Genomic DNA, 22,777 nt, shown 5'->3' with positions numbered 1-22,777 from the left:
TAGTAATGCCCCTTCGCTCCTCCTGCTTTTACCTTTTCAGGAATCTTCACTACTATGGGCATCTCCGACTCCCTCGACTGGTTGGACGGCCATCGTTAGGGTCTCCCACGTTCATGCGGCTCCTTCAACTCACACGCAACACTATCTTACCCCGGGTAGCCCCTATCGTGCTTCTTGCCGATTCTTCCGATAGGGTGGCAGGTTTCATCATCTCCGGCAGACTGACCACTACCAACGTGTAACGAGGCCTTACTAATGCAGCTTATGAGTTCGCTCGTCATGAGCTTTTGTACTTTCGTTTCCTCCAGCACAATCATAACGGCTTCAAGCTGATCGACACCTTTGCTTGCGTGGCTCTTTCATCCACTAGGATTTTGTATTATATTTACCGCACGCCTCGTGGCGCACCGAAGACACAAAGTCCGTTGAATCGAAAATGTTTTCTTTGTGCCTTTGTGCCTTAGTGGCAATTTTACCATCACGCCGAAGGCGGGATAAAAATCCGCGTAAATCCGCCCAATCCGCGTCACCCGCGCTGCTATTGTGTCGCTTTTGAATTTTACTGCAACTTACTTTTCAGGCCCACCTCTTTTTTGTAACCTTTTTTACACTTATTCGTAAAGAGTTGTATAGAAAACTACTAAACAGCTCAATCATGGATTTTAAAGATCAAATAAAAAACCTGGCTACCCGCGTAGAAACGCTCTTGCCACAGATACAAACCGAAGAAGCAACCAAAAATGCCCTGATCATGCCCTTTATCCAAATCCTGGGCTATGATGTATTCAATCCATTGGAAGTCGTTCCGGAATTCATTGCAGACATTGGCATTAAAAAAGGAGAAAAGGTAGATTACGCAATTCGGAAAGATGGAGTGCCCCAAATCCTCATCGAATGCAAATACTACAAAGAAAAACTGGATCCCCACAATTCCCAATTGTTCCGCTATTTCCACGTCAGCAACGCTAGATTCGCGATTCTGACCAATGGGATGCACTACAAGTTTTACACCGATTTGATGGAAACCAATAAAATGGACGAAAAACCATTTTTTGAGTTCAACATTTCCGAAATGAAAGATAGCGATGTTGAAGAACTGAAAAAATTCCACAAGTCTTATTTCAACATCGAAAACATCGTTAACGCTGCCAGCGATTTGAAATATACCAATGAAATCAAAGGGCTATTGGCCGCTCAATTCAAGGCACCTACCGATCCCTTTATACGCTTTTTTGTCAGTCAGATTTACACTGGAAGAATTACCGAGAAGGTGTTGATGCAGTTTTCGGAATTGACCAAACGCTCTCTGAACCAATTGCTGAGTGAAATGATCAGCGAACGGTTAAAATCTGCGCTGGATCGGGAAAATGAACTGAATGCAGAAAACACCGCTCTCGGCCAAAGTGCCAGCGAAGACGAAAATGCGGACAACATCCCCAAGGAGCGTGTAGTCGAAACCACCGAAGAGGAAAAAGAAGCTTTTTACATCGTAAAATCGATCCTGCGCCCCGTTGTCGATGGCACGCGTATCCATTACCGGGATGCCCAAAGTTATTTTTCGGTTTTGCTGGATGACAACAACCGCAAGGCCATTTGCCGCCTGTACCTGAATGGCAGCAAAAAATCCATCGGCCTATTTGACCATACCAAAAAGGAGAATAAGTTCGAGCTGAAATCTCTGGATGATATTTATTGTTATGCCGAGCAGTTGCAGAAGGTGATTGAATATTATGATCGTGGGGGGAGTCAGGGGGAAGGGTGAATGTGAGCCTTCCCAAATTTTGATCATTTTTTGCGAAATACTAATCGCGGAGCGATTGAACAATTCACCAGAAATTCAACCGTTCCGCGATTAGAATTGAACCTGATGGAAGCATCTTCCAGAATATTTTGCGCATACTGAGATGATTTTAACATATTTTTTAAAAACTTGACTTTCTGTCAGCATCAACCTATTTTTGTTGTAAAGAATTTGAAATGAAAATAACTATTGAGGTTTTTAATCAAAATGCTCTAAACATTCTATTAGCATTGGAGCGGTTAAAGTTAATTAGCCTAGTTCAAAAGGAGAATCAAAAAATTGATCTTTCACCGCCTCAAGTCAAAGAATTTAAAGCGATAAGCCTAGATACCAAAGGGATTAAATTCAGAAGAAAGGATCAGGATGCGTAACTACTTTTTATTAAAAGACCTAAAAATTAATTTGTGAGCTCGCTACAACTACTTGATCTTCAAGGTTTCGATTTAGATTTATCATACAAATCTAGCGTCTTTGCAAAATCGTCAACACCTCCAATCTATACCATAAATGCCTATAACGCTCCACAACACTTGGGTAGTGGAGTTTTATTTGAGTTTCAAAATCAAATTTTTTTTATTACTGCAGGACATATTTTTGAAGACAGGAAAATTGACGACATGCTTATTCCCACTTCAATGAGATTTGAGGAAATTTTAGGCGAAGTTTATATTACAGCTCCCTCACTGCCATCGCTTAAATATGAAAATGAGATTTTAGTAGATTCTCTGGATTTGGCAATCATACGATTAGAAAAAAAAGTGGCTGATGCCCTTAAAATCGACTATAGTTTTTTGGGTATTTCAAACGTTGAACTAGGTCACCAGCAGAAATATTTCGGACAAGAAGAAAACAAGATTAGTGATTATTATTTCGTCTTTGGATTTCCTGCCACTAAAATAAAAAGTAAAAATCAGCACTGGATAGCAGAACCTCTCTTCTTTTTTGCTTTCAACACCATTAATCATTTCAAAAATAAAAGATTACACGTAGATAGATTTCATTATCATCTCTTTGTTAATTATACCAAAAAAATGACAAACCAAGTTACTAAGGCCAAACAGAAACTTCCTGCACTTGAAGGAATGAGTGGCGGCGGGCTATGGGATTTTGTAGGTTATGACATTAATAAAAATGAGCCCGTCCTGAAGCTTGTTGGAATTATGATTGAGTATAGACGCGATTTTATTATATCGACAAAAATTGACTATGCGATTGCTCTGATTAGAGAAAAATTCAATCTTCCTAAACTTCCAATTCCAAGAATACCTATATCCTTTTCTTAGAAATTCTTACATCACACCTCCTTTTAGCCAAATGTGTCCATTGTACCACTCCCTTGCTTTTTGAGAGTGGATAACACTGATTTTGCTGCGTCCACGCCGCTAGCGCGGCTTTAGATACCCAAGGGGTAACTGCTACTCTATAAACCGGTCCACCGCCAAGGCGGTTAGATTTTACCGACAGTATCAAATTTTACGTAAACTCCAAACCGCGTTAGCGGTGGCCAGGTTTATAGCAATTATGCCCTACGCCATTTGAACCACGTTAGTGGTGGCAAGACTGGGCTGGTTTAGAGAAAAATCTCCGAACTCTTGGTTAAAGGAACCTTCCTCACCGCATCCCCACCACATTTACCAATTCCCCAATTCCCTCAATGCTAATACACACCTCATCACCTACCGCCAGCGTAAACTCATTCGGTGGCACAATGCCCGTACCCGTCATCAGGAACACCCCATGAGGGAAGGAAGTCTCCCGGAACAGCCAGGAAGCCAATTCCGGCAATTGGCGCTTCATGCGATTGATTTGGATGCTGTTTTCAAAAACCACCTGGCCAGCGCGTTTGATTTGGATGGAGATCACTGTTTCAGGGGAGATCGGCTCTTCCGTCACCAGAACGCCAGGGCCGAGAGCGGCGGAAGCATCGTAACTCTTAGCCTGGGGCAAGTACAAGGGGTTTTCGCCCTCGATGTCGCGCGAACTCATGTCGTTGCCGATGGTGTAGCCGATGATTTTACCGGAGGAAGACATACACAGCGTCAATTCTGGCTCGGGTACATTCCATTTGGAATCGCGGCGAATCAGCACCTGTGCGCCAGGGCCAACGGTGCGGGCAGCAGTGGCTTTGAAAAACAATTCTGGCCGTTCGGCGTCGTAAACTTTGGCGTAAAAATCGCCACCTCCGGCATCCTTGGATTCTTCCATGCGGGCCTCGCGGCTGCGCAGGTAGGTCACGCCCGATGCCCATACTTCCTGGCTAACAATCGGTGCCAGGGTTTCCTTGCTCAATAAGGTTGCTAAATCGCCATTGGGGCTCAAGGACTGGATTTCGGTCTTTAGGGCCTGGAACAAATCTTCGCGGTTGAGGAAGCTGTCCCAATTGCTGGAAGCAGACAGGAAAAACTGGCCGTCAGACTCAATGACGATGCCTTGGGTTGTGCGGAAAATTCTCATGTTTTTGTTTGTGTTATAGTTTCCAGCCTTTGGCTGGTTAAAAAAATAAGACTCAGTGAAAGTTTATCACCTCGCCTTCGTCGATGTGATAAACAAGTTTTCAGCCACAAATGACACAAATTTTCACAAATTAAGGCACGAACTTCGTTCGTGAAGGGAGCACAAACGCTAGTTTGTGCTTTAATTTGTGAAAATTTGTGTCATTTGTGGCTGAATTAAAAAAACACTCCACCGAAGGTGGGGTGCTAAATTTTCACAAAACTCAAATACTTTGCTGCTCAATCAGCGCTTTGATCAGTGGGCGGTACTTCTCCCCTACGGGCAACAATTTCCCATCTACTTCCAGCTCATTGCTGTACAAAGCTTTGATTTTGTTTAGCCCCACAATGTAGGACTTATGTATGCGCAAAAAAAGCCTGTTCGGCAATTTTTCTTCCAGGTAACTCATTTTTTGGTACACCACGGTCACGCCCTTCGTCCCTACAATTTTGACATAATTGCTCAAGCCTTCGATGTAGAGGATTTCATCCAAAAACACTTGCACCCATTTGTTACCCGATTTGAAATACAAAAAGGCGGGTGCAGCCTCTAAAGCAGGTGCAGTTTTTGGAGCAAAAGCATTGAGTTCAAAAAGTTTGTGCAATGCGGATTGAAAACGTTCAAAAGAAATGGGTTTGAGCAAATAGTCCACCGCATTGAGGTCGTAGCCTTCCAAGGCGTATTCCCGGTAGGCAGTGGTGATGATCACTTTGGGTGGAGCGGCGAGCGCGCGCAATAGGGACAAACCATTCAGTCCTGGCATCTCGATGTCGAGGAACAACAAATCAACCGGATTGTCCCGCAAATAAGTTTGGGCCAGTAGCGGATTATCAAAACTGGCCAACAACTCAAAGTCCTCTAGTTCAGCCAGGTATTTGCCCAAAATCTGGCGCGCGATGGCTTCGTCTTCAGCGATGACACAACGAATTTTTTTCATTGCTTGAGTTCAAGTACAACCATAAAAACATCCTCTTCTTCCAGTATCTCCAGGCGATGCTGCCCAGGGTACAGGAGTTCCAGGCGGCGGCGCACATTTTCCAGCCCCAGTCCAGAAGATTGCTCTGGCCTGGTCGAATGGCCAATGCTGTTTTCCACCACCCATTTCAACTGTTTGGGCTCTGCTTGCAAACTGATGTTCAACCAGGCTTGTCCGGTTTCGGGCGATACCCCATGTTTGAACGCGTTTTCCACAAAGGGCAACAGCAGTAGGCCCGGTATTCTCCATTCCGCCAATGCACCATTTTTGTTGATGGCAACCTGTACCCTTTCGCCGTAACGCAATTTTTCCAGGGCGATATAATCTTCGATGATTTCTACTTCCCGCTGTAAGGGAACGTCTTTGGCCTTGGCTTCGTAAAGCACAAAGTTCATCAATTCGGACAAGCGCAGGATGCTGGCCGGAGTGTGCTCCGAATTTTCCAAAGCCAGGCCATACAATGAATTTAAGGTATTGAAGAAAAAGTGAGGATGAATCTGGGCTTTGAGTAATTGTAATTCGGTAGCGACGTGTTGTTTCTCCACTTCTTGCCTGCGGGTCAGCTCCTGATAATAGTGGCGCAAAACCTCCAAAGCCCCCGTAACACCCAGCACCGCAATACAGGTGAAGATGTATTGCAAACTCCGGGTAGCCGAGATGAATTGTGGCACCTGGTTGTCGTACATGAACCTGGGTACAGGCAGAAAGAGCAGCAAAAAACTTTGCATAAAATTGGCAAAAAGGAGCACGAGTGCCAGCCCCAAGAAATACCGCCCAATTTGCTGGCGAAATAAATAAGCCTCCAGCAAAATCCACAAATGCAGGTAAACTGCCAGTAATTTCCCCGGTAATTCCACCAACTGCACCCACATGGAGATCAAAAAGGTGTTGGGAAAGACGGTACGTTCAACAATTTCTTCCCCAGTTTCTTGCACTACCTTAATGGTTTCAAACTCATAAAAATTCATGTACACCAGCGACTGTACCAGCAGGTAGAGCAGCCAAAATGCCAGATGTAGCATCCAGTAATTCGATTGTTTTATCTTCACCGTTTTGATTTGGGTTATTGCACAGCACAAAATTGGCCCTTTTTTCCCACTTCCCTTCCCAGTTCACATAAAAGCCGGGGTATTTCACATAAAGCTCCAGAAAAACAGCCGTAAAGCCCCCAATTTTGAATCGAAATCAAAAAAATGCATGCTAAAATCAATCCTTATGAAAATTCATTTTTTGGCCCTACTCCTGCTTTTTTGTTTCCATTTGAGTGGGCAAAACCCGGCTTTTGACAAAATTGACCGCTTTTTAAGCGAATTGAACCAACAACACAACTTCAGCGGTAGCGTGCTGGTAGCCTGGAAAGGACAGGTATTCAAAAAAGGGTACGGCTTGAGCGATCGCGAGGCCAAAACCGCCTTTACCCCCCAAACCATTTCCTGCATTGGCTCCGTTACCAAACAATTCACCGGGGCGGCCATCCTCAAACTGGAAATGATGGGCAAACTCAAAGTGGAAGACCCCATCAGCAAGTATTTCCCCAATGTTCCTGCCGACAAACAGGGCATTACCCTTCACCACCTGCTTACCCATAGCGCTGGTTTTCCGGGTAGCATTGGCGACGATTACGACAGCATCTCCACAGCGGAGTTTGTCAAACTTTCAATGAATCAACCCTTGCTTTTCAAACCAGGTAATGCTTTCGAATACTCGAACGTAGGGTATAGTTTGCTGGGCATTATCCTGGAAATAGTAACCAAAGAGCCCTATGAAGTTTTCCTCAACAAACACCTCTTCAAACCAGCAGGTTTGACCCAAACGGGTTACGTTTTGCCCGGCTTCAAATCGACCAATGTGGCCACTGGCTACCGGCGCGAGCGCAATTGGGGCAAGATCAATGAAAAAAACTGGGCCGTCGATGGTCCATACTGGCACCTCCGCGCCAATGGTGGTATTTTGAGCAATGTCGAAGAACTCTACAAATGGCACGAGGCACTGCTGGGTGAAAAAATCCTGAGCAAAGAGGCCAAAGCCAAGTACTACGCCCGCCACATTGAAGAAGGAGAAGGTGCAGGAAGTTTTTACGGCTATGGTTGGACAAATTTCCCCACTCCACGCCAAACGACCTTGATTGCGCACAATGGCGGCAACGGTATTTACTTCTGCGATTTCCTGCGCTACATCGACGAAGACCTGACCGTGATCCTGATGACCAACGCAACCAGACGTGAATACCATCAATTGGCTTCCCAATGTGCGCGCGCCTGTATTTTGCCCGACTTTGTGCCTGCGCTCAAAATCAATGACCCGTCCAAAACTGTGCCAGTGGATCAGTCTGAACATGATGCTTTGATCAAAAGTTTCATCAAGTCCATCAGTTCGGGAGAGGAAAAGGAAATCAGGGCAATGATCGACAAGCTCTTTGCCACCCGCTTTAAAGAAGACTTCCCGATTGAACAACACGTAAAGATATTGACCCAACTGGGCAGCGAAGTCAAAAACCTGGAATTGGCAACCATCAACGTCCATGACCGGGGTTTTACGATCAATTTTACGGGCTCACCGCTGACAATCGAGATGGAATTGGATGAAGGGAAAATTGCGGGGATAATGGCGGGGAATTAGTTGAGGAGTTGAGAAGTTGAGGCCCCTTACCCAAGTCGCTGCGGCAGCCTCAACTTCTCATTTAAAAAGGCATACCCAGCCCCAAATTCAAATTCATCCGTTTGAACCAACGATTGGGAGGGTTCCAAAAATGCTCCCCATCCCAACGGTATGGATAGCGGATTTTCATACCTAAATCGAGGCGGAGAATAAAATAGCGGATGTCCAAACGCAAACCGAATCCGCTGCCTATGGCGATTTGTTTGTAAAAGGCATCGTACTGCCCTAGAATAGGGTTTTCAGAAGGGCGGTCTGGATCGGAGAAAAAGAAAGGGGATCCCGGGCGGCTGGGGTCCTTTTTTATGTTCCAAACATTGCCAGCGTCCAAAAAGAAAGCCCCGTTGAGCAACCAATAAATGTTGAAGCGGTATTCGAGGTTGCCTTCCAACCACAAGTCGCCGGTATTCACCAGGTACAGGTTCCGGTTGGCACCCGTATTTTTAAAAGTTGTGGTATCGATGAAGCCTCCGGGGCCGAGTCCACGGGCAGGCCAGGCCCGGATACTGTTGGGCCCTCCTGCGCTGAATTGTTTGATAAAGGGCACCAAATCCGAAGTGCCGAATGGGCGCACAATGCCAAACCCCAGGCGGGCAGCCAACGTGGTTTTGGGAGTAAATTGGCGATAGTATTTCAAGGAGGTTTCCAATAAGGCGTATTGGGCAAAATCAATTTTGTCGATGTCGAAAGTATCCTTCTTCCCTGTGATGGCATTGGTAATGCTGTTGATGGCCGACAATTCACTACCCGCCGTTTCAAAACTAATCCCGGTCTGGATGTTTTCGCCCCGGCTATTGGTTTTGCCAATGTAATCGTAATTGATCTCCCGAAACAATAAGCTGACAATGAAACGAGAGTCAAAGCTGCGGATCAGCAGCGGGTTGTCAAATACATCAATAAAGGTAGGGGTTAATTTGGATTTGAAATATTCGGCGGCAAAGTTGGTGATGGAGTAGGTTCTTTGTTTGCTTTGTTTGAATTCAAAGCCATAGTTCATGTTAAAAATGCTGATGTCGTAAAAATCAATGAATCTGGTGTAACTATAACCCAGTGAAAATCTACTGGAAGCGTTTTCCTTCAATAAGTTGTACAAACCGCCCCCTGGTTGTGGCTTTTTTTTGCTGCTGGTCACATCATCCACCAATTTCCAGATGCCCAGGTAATCCTTGAATTTAGGTAGGTAAAGGTCGTTTTGAAACCCAATATCCAGGGTATTGAACAAACGCTCCTGGGAAGCGAGTCGATTGATTTCAACCCCTGCTTTCAAGCTGGTCACCAGGGTTTCTGCACCTTTAAAGATGTTTCGGTTGCGGACCGAAGGCCGTAGAGAAAGCCCGATCAAGTTCAGGTTTTGATTTCGCGTTGCCCGGTTGGTGAAACTCACCTCAAAGTCAAGCCCCATTTCCAAGCGAGGGTTGGGTGTCAAAAAGATCCAGATGTCCAACAAATGGGGGTCTTCAGCATTTTGTAGCTGTTTGATGCGCACAAACTTGAATACCCCACTGGCCGCCAATTCGCGTTGAGTTGCTTCCAGATCGGTTTGGCGAAAAGGCATTCCGACTTTTGCTTTTACGGCATCCACCAAAACTGTACTTCTGAAATACAAACTGCTGTCCGGTTCATTTCTAAAAATAAGCCCCTGAATGAGGGTATCTTTCATGGGGTGTAAGGGCGACTCCTGTTCCGGAGAGTAATAGGGGAAAACCACAATTTTTCCCACTTTAAACGATTGGTGAACAGTATCTTCCAATGGTGGAAGCACTTCCAGATTGACGAGGGCGCCTTTATTTTTTCTACTGGTATCTGCTGTCAATTGGGCCACGTAATTGGACAAAAAATTGGCGTAACCCTGATTGCGCATGTACAAGGCAATGCGTTCTTTTTCCTGATCGTAAAGTCTGCTATCCAGGGGCTCTCCACTTTTGAGCAGGCTTTCCCTTTTGAGGACTTGCAACATGGAATCTACTTTCCGATCGGTGGAGTGGTAAATCAGGGTATCGATAAAAGTGCGTTTTTTAGGATAAACATGGTAGGTCACCCAGGCCTTTTTTTTGCGCAGCACTTCTTCGTAAATCGCTTCTGAATTAAAATAACCTTTGTTCTTGAGGTAATCTTCGATGGCGATTTCTGTTTCGTTGCACAGTTTTTCGTCAAAAATTGCTGGAGTTTCACTCAAAACCCGTCGTTGCCAACGGTCAAATCCCGAGGTATCGCCGGGCTCATTGGTTTTGAACCAGAACCATTCCCGGGGAAACACAAAGAACAAGTTGCTGTTGGGCTTTTGTTTGTACAAGGTTTCCATCTCGTAGGTGAGGGTACCTTTGTTGGGTAGTTTTTCTTCCTCGTGGATCAGCAGCTGGTTTTTTTTCAGCAGAAATTGATCAACATCCAAAAACTTTGTAGTATTACAGCTACTCAGCAACAGGCCTAAGGCCAAACTTATCCACAGTGGATTGTACTTTGATTTCGACATGGTTTCTACTGGATCACTATGCTTTCAAAAAACAAAATTAAATATATTACGGCACTGCAAAAGAAGAAGTTTCGCAGCGAACTGCAATGCTTTTTGGCCGAAGGTGATAAAATAGTGCGCGAATTAGTGGCTTCCCCTCATTGGGATTTGGAGTGTATTTTGGCGCTTCCGGAATGGTTGGAAAGCCATGAACCCTTATTTGCCGGGCGAAAAATAGAAATCATTTCCATCAGTGCCACCGAACTGGAAAAGATCTCTACCCTTCAAACGCCCAATCAGGTGCTGGCTATTGTCAAAATGCCCGCCGAATTTGACTGGGCTAAGCATTTTTCTACGGATTTGGCTTTGTACCTCGATGGCATTCAGGATCCGGGCAACCTGGGCACCATCTTGCGCATCGCCGATTGGTTCGGGATTCTGCAGGTGTTTTTGTCGCCGGATTGTGTGGAGCTCTACAATCCGAAAGTGATCCAGGCCACGATGGGCTCCTTTTTGCGGATCAAAACGGCGATCGTGGAGCTGCCTACACTCAAAGCGGGAATTCCCAGCTTGACGACTTATGGGGCGCTCTTGAGTGGGGAGAATGTGTTTTCGGTACAGGTGCAACATCCGGCTTTGCTGATCATCGGCAACGAGGGCAAGGGGATTCGGGAGGAGTACATTCCCTTGATTGATCGGGCGATTTCGATTCCAAGGCATGTGAATGGCGGGGCGGAGTCGCTGAATGCGGGAGTGGCGACGGGGATAATTTGTGGGGTGATGCGGAAAAAGGATTTGTAACCCAGGGTTTACAAAACACCTCCCCCAACATCCCCTACAAAATACATATCAATTTCCCCCTTGTTTTTGGCCTTGATTTTTCCCCGATGTACACACTCAAAATTGGACGAAACCAATTGGTAAGTCGCCTGAGAAATATTGATCTTTCCTTTTTCGGAGTGTTGTTCCATCCGCGCAGCCATGTTAACGGTATCGCCCCAAATATCGTACTGGAATTTTTTAGATCCTACAATGCCCGCTACCACCGGGCCTGAGTGTATCCCAATTCTTATGGCAAAAATGTTTTCTCTTTGGTTGAAGTCCTCGATAAAATGGCGGATGTCCTGCGCAGCCCGTACTGTCTTGACGGCGTGCTCCGGGTCGGCAATCGGCAATCCACAAACGGCAATATACGCGTCGCCCACCGTTTTGATTTTTTCCAGCCCGTGGCGCTCGATGATTTCATCAAAAGCACGAAAACAGGTATCCAGTTTTCCGACCAGGTCCTTGGGTTTAAGCTGTTCGCTGACCTGGGTGAAGTTGATAAAATCGGTAAACAAAACGCTAACGGAGTCGTATTGGGTAGCCTCAGCACTGCCCTTGGCTTTGAGTTCGTTGGCTACTTCAAGCGGTAGAATATTGAGGAGCAAACGTTCGGATTGTTGTTTTTCATGTTCAAGCTGCTGCGTGCGCTCTTGAATCAGGTGTTCGAGGTTTTCGTACAAAAATGCATTCTCAACCGAAATGGCCAGTTGTGATGCCAACAGGCGGAGCAGCTCGCTGCGTTCATTTTTGAAGGCCCCTTCCACCAGGGTATTTTCCAGGTAAAGCAACCCAATCACCTTACCCTGGGTTTTAAGCGGGATACTCAGCAAAGAGTTGGGCTGCCGTTGAAGCAGATAGGGATCACTGGCAAATTGTTCGTTGCGGTGTGCGGTTTCTAGAATGATGGACTCTCCGGTACGTAGGCAATACTGTACGATTTGGACCGCCAACTTATCTTGGTGTTGATCTATATCTTGTAAGGACAGCAGTTCCAGGATTTTGCGACCCGGATCGTGGGCAGCCAACCATTCAGGGTTTTTATCCAAAAAGAGAACCCCTTTGTCTGCTCCTGCATTTTCAGCCACGAAGTCGAGTAGTTTCTGCACCAAATTATCAAAAACTACTTCAGCGGAGATGGTTTGTAAAGACTTGATCACGGTATTGAGGTCCAATCTGCTGCTGTCGGCTATTTCTGTGCTGGATTTGGTGGAGCCAGGTTCTTTTTCAAAACTTTGAATTGCAAAATCTTGGGAAATTTGCTGGGTGGCCAGGTGATGATTGCGCCCTGCAAACAAGTGGTAAGCAGCCTTTGCCCAGGTGTTGGCCTGGTCATGTTCGCCAAGTTGGGCATAACTGCGCGCAATTTTCCAGGAAATCAGCGCCTGATCGAGGTGAAATTCCTGTTCGATGGCCTCTTCATTGGCCTGCCGTAGCACCTGAATGGCCTTGTATTTTTTACCCTTTACCCACAACCCGAGGCCATCAAGGGTGCGTTTGCGGTGCCCAAAGTTATTGGGATTGAACGCACTATAGCTTTTCAATTGTTGAGTGGCCTGCTTAAATTCCCGGCGAGCAGCTTTGCTTTGGGAATCTTTTTCCAAAACTTCGGCGGCAAGGAGGCCCTGAAAAAAAGGCAACCAGGCCGATATCTGTATTCCTTTCAAACTAAGTGGAAAACGATGCAATTTTTGCAGCATAACAAGGCCTTCTTCATATCGTCCGCACTGATAATGGTGAAAACTCGAGAGAATGGCCAGTTTGCACAGCCCATTTGAGTCATTGGTACTGACAAAAGCATTTTCTTCATCCTCAAAATTGAAGTCAAAATGGGTGCTCGCATTCAACAAGGCATCAACGTATTTGATGCTCCAATTGAAGTATTGATCCCCCAGTTTTTGCCCGAGTTGCAGGCAAAGTCGCTGCCCTTCCCGAACAAACTCAGCCAATTCTTCAAGATTTTGGCCCGTAAGCAAAGCGGTGTCGTAATACAACAACAGAGAAGTCACCACTACATCGAGGTCACCCGAAGCTCGTCCAAGTTGATGGCCATGCAACAAAGAACTCAAGGTTTTGGTCGGATGTTCAAACCAATGTCGGGTCAGGCCATTGTAGGTCATCAGGTGTTTGGCCCGCATGGACGTACTGATTTCTACTTGATCAACCAACTGCAAAGACATCAAAGCATAGGCCTGCATGCTTTTGAAATTCCCCATCTGGCTCAGGATGAACCCGTATACATTGTAGTCCGCCGGACTGTACTCTGAGTTTCCATAAGTGGCTGCCAATTGAACAGCTTTCAGGGTCATCACCGGCAACAGGTTTTGCTTGCTTTGGTACGCAGCCAAACCTAGCTCTGACATGATTTGTAGCGCAGCCAGTTTGTCGTCATCCTGAATTTTGGCTTGCTTCAGAATCTGTGCGGGTGACTTTTTGCGCAAACTGAGTTGGGTGGATATAAAACTGCTCAGAATGTCAAACTGTCCGGGGTTCTGAGGCAATTTTACCCCCAATAAATTCAGGGCCTCAATGCCGGTTCGAATGGCCGCCGGAAAATCGATTTTGGCTTTGTGCAAACGGATTTCAAGTTGCAGTGCCTGACGCTGTTGCGCCCGGTTGAGCGACAAGGCCCGAAGTTTGGCCACACATTGCTCACCCTGGTCAAATTGGCCATCGAGGTAGTAAGTTTCCAGCAGCTCACACAAGAAACTGAATTCGAGGTTTTCAGTCTGCTGCCCCAAACGAGTATGTTCAGCGAAACCTATTTCCAAAAACTGAATGGCCTGAGCGTAGGCATTGGCAGATTTCGCCCTTCTGCCCGCCAGCAGGTTCACCTGAATGAGCGCCTGCAGGTGATCAGGATGATGCAGCAAGGGACGAGCCTGGTTTAAATGGGTGGCCAATAAAAAAGCTTTTTCCTGCCATTCTTCCTCCGGGATATCGCTCAACAAACGAAGAACGATTTCATAGTTGATTTTTACCTGCTCTTCAGCTTCGTTCATTTCACTCACCGCCTGGTAAATGCGATCGTGCACAAAGGCATAACGCGGGGTTTCCAGCTGAGGGAAAATCTCGATGAACCCTTCCCGCAGAGGGAGCTGCAACACATAGTCCAGATCGACCGCCTCACCGAGAAGGTGTTGCAGTAAGGTTCCATCAAATTCATTGCCAATGACCGCTGCTTTTTTCAGGGCATTGACAGATTCAGGATCGAGTTCAGTGATTTTTTGGGTCATAAATTTGACCACATTATCCGTCATCTGGGCTTTAGCAATTTCACTTTCTTTGATGGCCCATTTTTCTACCTGGTGATCAAAATAAAGCAGCCCCTGGTCGTATAGCGATTGAACGAAACGGCGGGTAAAAAAGGCATTTCCCAAGGTTTTGCTGTACACCAGAGCCCCCAATTGATCAAGCGTTTGGGGGTTGCACGGCGTCAGGGTATCCCTGAGCCATTCTCCAACTTCTTGCTTGTTGAGATCGGCCAACTCTAGATACAAAACCTCGTTGGTATTGAGGCCTTGTCCAAATAACTGTATACTCCCACTGTGGTCCTCCTCGGGAGGGCGAATTGCTGTGATGAGCAATAAATGTTTCAGGTTCTTATTGTCAATAATGAGCTGTAGAATCTGTTGGGAAGCGGGATCTGCCCATTGCAAATCGTCAAGAAAAATCACAAGGGGGTGCTCCGGTCGACAAATGGCCACTAGAAATGCTTCCAACAAAAAATTAAAACGGACTTGTGCCTCAATACCACCCAGCTTTTCAACTGAAGGGGCTTTACCTGTTACCAATTGCAATGAAGGGATAAGCGCTGAAAGCACTTGTCCATTTTCACCCAGTGCTTCGTTGAGGATGTCCTTCCAACGATTTAGGTTGAGGTCGCTGCTGCTCAACACTTGAGCAATAAAATGTTCAAACACCTGAATCCAGGCCAGATAAGGGGTGTCGCGGCGATACTGATCAAACTTGCCTTTGGTGAACAGGCAGTTGCATTCCAAAAACGATTTATTCAACTCATTAACCAGCGAAGATTTTCCGGTGCCCGAGCCACCTTCTATTACGACCAGTCGGGTTTGCCCACTGCGCGCCAGACCTAATTGCTCCTGCAACTGCTCAACAGCGAAAGACCTGCCGTATAGTTTTTGAGCAAATTGTAGGGTATCCGAAAAATCGCGACTCCCCAGCACGATGTCCATCTCAGCATCAGGGCTTCCCCCATTGTTTAATGCAGTCTGGATGGATTCCAGGTCGTATTTTAGGCCCTTGGCCGATTGGTACCGTTTCGCGGCTTCTTTTTCCAGTAATTTGGCTACTAGCTTCACCAGTGCAGAAGGCAAATGGGCATTGTGTGCGTTGAGGGGCGGAGGAGTTTTGGCGATCTGGGCATAAATCATTGCTGCGGGGTCCTCAAAATCAAAAGGGGTTACCCCACTCAAGAGCTCGTAAAAGGTAGCCCCCAGAGAATAGAGATCGCTGCGAAAGTCTACTTCCCGATTGATCCGCCCGGTTTGTTCAGGTGAAATGTAGGCCAAGGTACCTTCTAATCTGCCGGGGTCGTTTAGCTGTCTTTGGGCCTGTTTAATGGAAGTTGCGCCATCAAAATCGATCAGGGTAGCTTGAGCAGTGGCTGCATTCCAAATGATGTTGTTGGGATTGATGTCTTTGTGCAGGATTCCCAATTGGTGCAATTCACTGAGGCTCTCACAAATGGAAATAGCAATGTTAAAAAATTGCTCCAAGGGAAGGGGCCCCTTTCTCAACAAGTTGTGTAGGCTTTCCCCTTCTACGAACTTAAAAACGACGTGAGGAGTAGCACCCGTATAATCATAACTGATGGTTTGGGCAATGCCCGGCACATCCACCTGCTTGAGTAGCTCGTAGATGTGAACCAGTTTATGGATGGATTTATGCGTTCTCTTTTGTTCCTTGAGTACCAATCTGGAGGCTGATTCTCCACCTTCCAACAAAAATAGGCGGGAATTGGCACTTTCGTAAATGAGTGTTTTGTTGTCCATCAGTTTTTTGGTGCTTAGGGTGTGTTAGTAATCCGATTTGCCCCGCTTAAAAGGGCTACCCAAGGTAATGTCCCAATTGATGCGCATTCCACCGAAAGTTGATTGACCTAAGGGGCCGAATGGGATTTCGATTTTGGGCACAGTCAGGCCTTCCAAATGATCAATCACAACATTGCCTTGGACAGGTAAAACCTCGGCAGTCTCCAGGTCCATCGTAACGGTAACCTTGGAGAATTTGCCATTTCGCCCCATCAGGCCAGGCAATTGAAACATGGTTCTGAGTCCATCTGCATTGGGTAAATTGTACAACATATCTGGCTGGCCGTCATTGCTACAATTGGCTTGGGCAATGATTTTATGGTCTTGCTCCACCAGATACGACACTTGTTGGGTATCCAGAAACCAGCGCCAACCTTTGCTTATTTTCGGCGTGATTTTAAACCCAGCCATTAATTTGTTGAATTTCCAGACGAATTCCCCCAACCAGGCAACCACTAAACTGTCCACGAACAGAATCGGTGTATAGGAATAAGTCTCCGTTTCGCCTTTAAAATTGACGTATGGCACCAAAAAAGCCAGTTCTTCATAGCGAAAAACAGGCCAACTGATCCAAGAAGAATGGAGGCGATTTTGATTAAAAAAGACCAACACCGGGTGAGTCCCCTCAGGACTGATTTGTTGTGGGCTCAACTCCAATTCGGGGGACAAAAACTGAGCGACCGTAGCGATATCCAGGGCTGCCGAAACAATCAAGCTCTGCACCTTCCCTTTCACCGGGCCTTTGGCTACAGGCAAATTGGCACTGATTTCGGGATAAATCGGGCGATTGTGGTCAGCGTATTTACTGAGTCCAGGTAGGCTGAGCCATTTTTCACTCAATGCGTAAATGGTGTCAATATGGGGCAACATCAACAGGGTATTCAACTCTTTATTGGCGATCCCACTGATCGACTTACCCTGATAAACCACATTGATGGCGTCCTCCTCACTCATGGGGTAGTTTTGGGGATAAAAGGCCGGAATGTCTTCAACGATGTTCATGATGCCTACTGCAGGATCAAAGATGGTATCCATCAATTTGCGGAAAGGCAATTTGGACACTGGCCCCATTTGTAATACTCCGACATACAACAAGCGGTACAATACCTCATTCATAAAAATCCGCTCGAAAACGTTTTCCTTTTTGGCCAACTCGGCAAAGCGGAGATACCCCGAAGCAATGGATCGATTGTGGGCCCGATACCAGGTTGTCGGTGAAGGTTTTTTGATGTAAGCCTGCCACAGGGACACTTCAATATCCAGCTCATCAAAACGATACCTTGATTCGTAAACCAACTGGCTCAATTCACCCCAATATAGAAATTCCAAATTGACGTTGAACCACCAAGGACTACCTGGCTTAGGGCCTTGCAAAGGATTGAGGACTCCCCTTCTGCTTTCCCATTCCATAAAGGCGATCTCGGCATCTCCGTACCCGAGGCCATGCTTCGCGAGCAGGCTGGCGCCGTATTTTTCGTAAAAGGCCCTGCGCAGGGCGATCCTGGCTTGCGGATCATTCTTGATGGCCTCGACTTTAGCTCGTGCCTGGGTCTTCATACTTTCGTACAATCCAGCTGGGGCTGCGGGTCGTACAATGTCGCTGTGGAGGATTTCTTCACCAACTATCCGGATAGCTTTCCCACTGATGGCACTGGCGCACAACATCCCTGAGATGACCGCGGATTCTACGGCCCCGACATTCATGCCATTGTTGGTCCAGTCGCCTGAAATGTATAAGTTGTCGAAGCCCGTTTCGTCGGCCATCAGGCGGTAGCGGGAACTGCCTTTGACGGTTTGCACATAACGTTCACTGGGGTCGATATTGGCCCGGAAGAACTGGGCCTGGAGCCGTTCTTCACCTTTGACCGTGGATGGCGCTACCAGGTTGTCCCAGTCCAGCACGCCATTGGCCTGTACCCCTTGCGGCCAGAGGAACGCAATATGTTGATTAAACAATTCCTGTGACTGGGCAAAAGCCTGCGCCTTTTTCTCCTGTGGAAATTGATGGTCGTCAGGTGGTGGCAGTTCGCGTGAGCCCTTCATCGGGCCGCAGAAATAAGAAATACTCTTGACCGACAAGTCTGCTGGCCACTCCTCACGGTCCAGCACCTGATTCATCTCACTCCAGGTATCCAGGGGTTCTGCATAGGCACCCAGGACTTTGGCCGGAGATCTCCAGCCCATTTCGCCCAGGGTTTTATTGGTCCAGACTTGACAAGCCTGGGTCTGAACGGTTTGTACATTTTCGTACATGGCCTTGAAGCGCGGGTTGGCCTCCATCAACTCCTGACAGGTATGGCCCACTGGCCCCAGTGACATACCGTAGATGACCAGGTCAAAATCTTTGCCTAGTTCAAGCGTCAGTTCTTCCCGATCTTGCCAATCGGCCCAATAAGATTCCAGATTGATGTTGCCTGCTTGTAGCGCTGCAGCATCTTCGGGATTGAGCTGCTCGTAAAGTGGTCGACTTGGCCAGGAGGGAAGGCCTTTAACCTCTTTTAAGGGTTGGTATTCCGCCGAGCCATCCTTCAACCGGACTTGTCGACCCAGCTGGATGCGGGCAATTTGCTTTTTGTCCGCGCTGAGTTCGAGTGACTTTACTCGGTGAAAAAACTCAAATTTGACCCCTTTACGGCGAAGCAATTCGTAGGCTGGGCCGAAGATAGCATCGCCCATTCCGGCATTCATCTTGTACATAACGGAACCGCGGCAACCAAAGGCAAGCAGGCTGCATTTCAACGCAGTACCCGCTTCGATATTGGGCTGGTTGGTATCTCCATTTTCAAAGGCAAACAAGGCATCGTAGCCGCCTCTCAAAAATGCAGATTGAACGGCTTCCGTAGCTGCACCATGTTTGGTCAGCCATTCGCGTAAATCATAGTCATTGATGGAATCGAAACCTTTTTCAAAAACATTGTCTTTGAATACCCCAATAACTACCGTAAAAGCCAGGTCAAGTAAAATATAGGCGCAACGGGTATCTTCATCGTGTTTGGTCAAATCCCCCAGCAGAAGTTTTAACTGGCTTCGTATAGCTATGAGGGTGTCCACAAAAATGGGGCGCAGCAGCGGCGAGTCATAGATCAAAAACAAACCTTTTTCAATCATGGATTCAATCCAATCCAAAACATGAGCCAGGGGTTTGCCGATGGGTTTGTCGTCAATTAAAATGCTGATGTGCTCATCGTCTTTGCCTGCAATCTTTTCACGAATCGCACTTTTTGCCATTCTTTTGATCACCATGCTCAAAATGTCTTCCAAGTATTCGATGGGGCTCAAAAAGACATGGTCACCACCCGGTTCGAGGTCGTTTTGTGGCAACTTAACATCATCTTTGCGCCATTGCCCATCGATCCACTCGGTAGCTGCCAACCAGTTTTCAGGGGTAAACGCCTCTTTCCAGGTTGCCAGGGGGCTTCCTGGTGGCCGATTTAACTCATCATAGATGGTTTTGATTTGATTGAAGGCATTGTTGTACATGCCAAACCAGATGTGCAGCCCATGTTCTTCAATGCGCTCATATACGTCGGGGTTTCGACCGCTGGCACCCTTTCCACCTAGCCGCCAACCCAACTGATAAAGGGTTATTTGATAGTCTGTATTGGGATCATTTTGGGTGGCTTTCAACAATTCGTAAACAGCCGAAATGCTGCCAATACCTCCTCCTAGTACAGCAACACGTTTGATCGTTTTGATTTCAGGCATGCAGTTAGTCGATTTATGGGTTTCACAGGTTGTGGGAATTGGGAAAGTGGAATCAATGGCTACATCAGGACTGACTAATCTGATCACAATGTAAAAAATTAATTCTTATCGGGAAAGATAAAGTGAAAGATGGGTGAAAGGGTGGGTGAGTGTTTTTTTGGGGAGGTAGTTGGATAACTGGGCAACGTATTGAAATTCGGGATGATGCTGGTGTTGCATATGCCTCATCCTGAATTTTTGAAAAGTCAAAATCAGGTATAAACCTAATCGCGGAGCGATTGAATTTAGAATAACCCCGGTCGTCCGGGGTGAATAGTTGGGTCAAATTGGCGGCAACCACGGCAGTGGTTGAACTCAATTGAGCAAAAAGTTCAACCGCATCCGCGGTTGCGAAACCTCTTGCTTTCAAAATGACCCCGGACGACCGGGGCTATTCTAAATTCAACCGCATCCGCGGTTTGTCATCTCAAAAATTCGGGATGACGAATATTCTGCGTTGTGGATCAAAATTTGGGTGAGTGGAGCTGCGGGGGATGATTGGCTACTTCTGGGATGCTGTTGAGGCGTGTGAAATTATTTTGTTATTGGGTTGTATACTTGAGGGAAATGGATTATATTTGGGGGAGTGTTGCAAGTGTATTCGGATAAAACGATGCGAGCTTAACCTTAAATGAACCTAGTAAAGGTTGTGATGTGGATTATTTATCGAGTCGTTGTTTACAATATAGACTTGTTGGTATCTAAATTCAAGCTACTTCAAATAATTCAAGAGAATGGCTAAAAATGACAAAATTCTAATAGACGGTATAATTGATGAAAAAGTGGAACTCAAGATACCCTCTGACAAGAGAGACGAAGTATTTGAGTATTTCGTATTTGAACAATTACTTAAAGACTATGACTTATCAAAAGATGAAATTTTATTTGGTAGCGTGGACGGGAGAAACGATGGAGGAATAGACGGCTTCTTCATCTTCGTCAATGGACATTTACTGACTGGAACAGAAAAATTTGTGTGGCCAAAGTCTGGCTCAGTTCTAGAACTTTGGATTATTACTTGCAAACATCACGACACATTTAAACAAGCACCTTTAGATAATCTAGTTGCAAGTATTTCTGAGCTTTTTGACTTTGGAATAGAAAACGAACATTTACAAGGTGACTATTCAGAGGAACTCCTACTACAAAGAAACAATTTTAAACTTGCTTATAGAAAGGCTTCATCAAAGCTTACAAGCTTTAAACTCAACTTTTATTACGCTTCAAGAGGCAACACAGAGGAACTAGGAGAGTCAATAATTTCCAGAGCAAATCAGTTAGAAAAATTAGCTATTGATTGTTTCGGAAACTGCGTAACAAATTTTTTCTTTTATGGTTCTACAGAACTAATTGATTTATTTCGAAAGAAACCCAATTTCACACTAGAGCTGCCTTTTTCCGATTACTTATCAAGCGGAGAAACATACATACTATTGGCTAAGCTCAAAGACTACTACCACTTTATTTCTGACCAAAATAAACTAAGAAGATATTTATTTGATTCCAACGTTAGAGATTTTATGGGGTTAAACAGGGTTAATGAAGATATTAGAAACACCCTTGAGAATGAGAACTCACCAGATTTTTGGTGGCTCAATAATGGAGTAACAATATTAGCAACAAATGCAGTCATTGTTGGGAAATCTATACAGATTCAAGATATTCAAATAGTAAATGGTTTGCAAACATCTGAATCAATATTCAGGTATTTCGGATTAGGTGCGAAGGACTCGAATAACCGTTCTGTTCTGGTTAAAGTAATCGTGTCAAATAACACTGCAAATCGAGATGAAATTATTAGAGCGACTAATAATCAAACAACAGTGGAGCTCTCGGCTTTGCACGCAACCGATAAAATTCAAAGGGATATTGAAGATGCTTTAAAACTAAATGACTTCTTCTACGAGAGAAGAACGAATTATTACAAAAATCAAGGAATAACACCTGACAAAATATTAACACCATTATATCTCGCCTCAGGATTTGTAAACCTAATCTTAAAATCGCCTGAACAAGCGACAAATCTTAAAGCAAGATTTATGCGTAATGAAGATTCCTAAAACAAGGTGTTTTCAACTAAAACTGATTTGCAAGTATGGCATAAGATAGCTGCGATTCTTAAGCAGACTGACCAATTTTTGGAAACTAAACGCCCTAGTGCCAATAGCTCTAGCGAGCATTTTTTAAAAAACAGAAGACAGTTAATAAGTTTTTTGACAGTAAGTCGCTTGATGGGGGACTTTAATTTTAGTGTTCCAGATTTAATAAAATTTAATTTATCGACAATCACCAATGTTGAATTTGAAAAATCTTGGGCTTTATTGAAGAATGAGTTACCTGTTCAGTTCAGTAGGTCAAAAATAAAAGGAGGAGTATTTTTATCGTTATGTAAGACTATGAGCAAATCATATAATATGAAGGGTTACGAAAGATTAGTTAACACACTATCTACACCTTTTGGTAATTCTATAAATCCAGGAAGAAACAGACCTCAAAAATCGACTGAGGTCAGCCAAGAGTTCATTGATCAAGTTGAAATGTTGCTACCAAAACAACCTTGGAAACCAGGAACTCATAAAGAAATAGCACTAAAGCTAAATTGTAGCGAAAAGGAGATTTATACTGCAACAAACAAGCTTATTGAGCAAGGCAAAAAGTTCAGGCAAAAAGATGGAATTTTATTTGACAAAAAAGGAAATATTGTTGGTATAGACGAGGACAGAGTTGATAGTAAGACGATGAAATTAAAGGAATGAAACATAGCAAAAATATTATTA

The 22,777-nt window shown here is 45.4% G+C and carries 13 protein-coding genes; 7 read left to right on the top strand and 6 right to left on the bottom strand.

Going from position 1 to position 22,777, the window contains the following annotated elements; genetic code table 11:
- Window positions 1–655: 655 nt before the first annotated feature.
- The 3 genes from SFV55_RS15340 to SFV55_RS15330 all read left to right on the top strand — a co-directional run bounded on the left by SFV55_RS15340 (window position 656) and on the right by SFV55_RS15330 (window position 3,084).
- Window positions 656–1,762 (top strand): type I restriction endonuclease, encoded by a 1,107-nt coding sequence (locus SFV55_RS15340; protein ID WP_320030400.1) that lies wholly within the window; start codon window positions 656–658, stop codon window positions 1,760–1,762.
- A 215-nt stretch (window positions 1,763–1,977) separates the two neighbouring features.
- Entirely contained in the window at window positions 1,978–2,172 is a 195-nt protein-coding gene (locus SFV55_RS15335) for a hypothetical protein (RefSeq protein WP_320030399.1), read from the top strand.
- Between the two features lie 33 nt (window positions 2,173–2,205).
- Complete coding sequence (locus tag SFV55_RS15330) at window positions 2,206–3,084, top strand: hypothetical protein (protein ID WP_320030398.1); 879 nt, start codon at window positions 2,206–2,208, stop codon at window positions 3,082–3,084.
- Window positions 3,085–3,412: 328 nt separating this feature from the next.
- Here the strand turns inward: SFV55_RS15330 and SFV55_RS15325 are convergent, their stop codons facing one another.
- The 3 genes from SFV55_RS15325 to SFV55_RS15315 all read right to left on the bottom strand — a co-directional run bounded on the left by SFV55_RS15325 (window position 3,413) and on the right by SFV55_RS15315 (window position 6,292).
- Window positions 3,413–4,255 carry a fumarylacetoacetate hydrolase family protein gene (locus tag SFV55_RS15325; RefSeq protein WP_320030397.1) on the bottom strand — a complete coding sequence of 281 codons (843 nt, stop codon included), beginning with the start codon at window positions 4,253–4,255 and terminating at the stop codon, window positions 3,413–3,415.
- Window positions 4,256–4,517: 262 nt separating this feature from the next.
- The gene (locus SFV55_RS15320; protein WP_320030396.1) at window positions 4,518–5,231 is read right to left on the bottom strand and encodes a LytTR family DNA-binding domain-containing protein; all 714 of its coding nucleotides are present in this window, start codon (window positions 5,229–5,231) and stop codon (window positions 4,518–4,520) included.
- Window positions 5,228–6,292 carry a sensor histidine kinase gene (locus SFV55_RS15315; RefSeq protein ID WP_320030395.1) on the bottom strand — a complete coding sequence of 355 codons (1,065 nt, stop codon included), beginning with the start codon at window positions 6,290–6,292 and terminating at the stop codon, window positions 5,228–5,230. Before SFV55_RS15315 ends, SFV55_RS15320 begins: the two co-directional genes overlap by 4 nt.
- Before the next feature lie 193 nt (window positions 6,293–6,485).
- On the opposite strand from SFV55_RS15315, the gene SFV55_RS15310 reads away from it, so the two are divergent.
- Window positions 6,486–7,889: a serine hydrolase domain-containing protein gene (locus tag SFV55_RS15310; protein ID WP_320030394.1), complete on the top strand. Its 1,404-nt coding sequence runs from the start codon at window positions 6,486–6,488 to the stop codon at window positions 7,887–7,889.
- A gap of 61 nt (window positions 7,890–7,950) precedes the next feature.
- Here the strand turns inward: SFV55_RS15310 and SFV55_RS15305 are convergent, their stop codons facing one another.
- Complete coding sequence (locus SFV55_RS15305; protein ID WP_320030393.1) at window positions 7,951–10,398, bottom strand: BamA/TamA family outer membrane protein; 2,448 nt, start codon at window positions 10,396–10,398, stop codon at window positions 7,951–7,953.
- Between the two features lie 18 nt (window positions 10,399–10,416).
- On the opposite strand from SFV55_RS15305, the gene SFV55_RS15300 reads away from it, so the two are divergent.
- Window positions 10,417–11,178, top strand: a complete 762-nt coding sequence (locus tag SFV55_RS15300; protein WP_320030392.1) for an RNA methyltransferase — start codon at window positions 10,417–10,419, stop codon at window positions 11,176–11,178.
- Between the two features lie 8 nt (window positions 11,179–11,186).
- Here SFV55_RS15300 and SFV55_RS15295 read toward each other — a convergent pair whose 3' ends face one another.
- A complete protein-coding gene (locus tag SFV55_RS15295) occupies window positions 11,187–16,217 on the bottom strand; it encodes an adenylate/guanylate cyclase domain-containing protein (RefSeq protein WP_320030391.1) in 5,031 nt (1,676 codons plus the stop codon).
- A 24-nt stretch (window positions 16,218–16,241) separates the two neighbouring features.
- A complete protein-coding gene (locus SFV55_RS15290) occupies window positions 16,242–19,961 on the bottom strand; it encodes an NAD(P)-binding protein (RefSeq protein WP_320030390.1) in 3,720 nt (1,239 codons plus the stop codon).
- 773 nt (window positions 19,962–20,734) lie between these two features.
- Here SFV55_RS15290 and SFV55_RS15285 point away from each other — a divergent pair.
- Both SFV55_RS15285 and SFV55_RS15280 read left to right on the top strand, forming a co-directional pair.
- Window positions 20,735–22,060 (top strand): AIPR family protein, encoded by a 1,326-nt coding sequence (locus tag SFV55_RS15285; RefSeq protein WP_320030389.1) that lies wholly within the window; start codon window positions 20,735–20,737, stop codon window positions 22,058–22,060.
- 6 nt (window positions 22,061–22,066) lie between these two features.
- The gene (locus tag SFV55_RS15280; protein WP_320030388.1) at window positions 22,067–22,756 is read left to right on the top strand and encodes a hypothetical protein; all 690 of its coding nucleotides are present in this window, start codon (window positions 22,067–22,069) and stop codon (window positions 22,754–22,756) included.
- Window positions 22,757–22,777 lie beyond the last annotated feature (21 nt).

It is taken from the genome of Haliscomenobacter sp. (assembly GCF_033763495.1).
Taxonomy (GTDB): domain Bacteria; phylum Bacteroidota; class Bacteroidia; order Chitinophagales; family Saprospiraceae; genus Haliscomenobacter.
The sequence above is the reverse complement of the archived record's forward strand: the minus strand, read 5'-3'. Positions and strand labels throughout refer to the sequence as shown.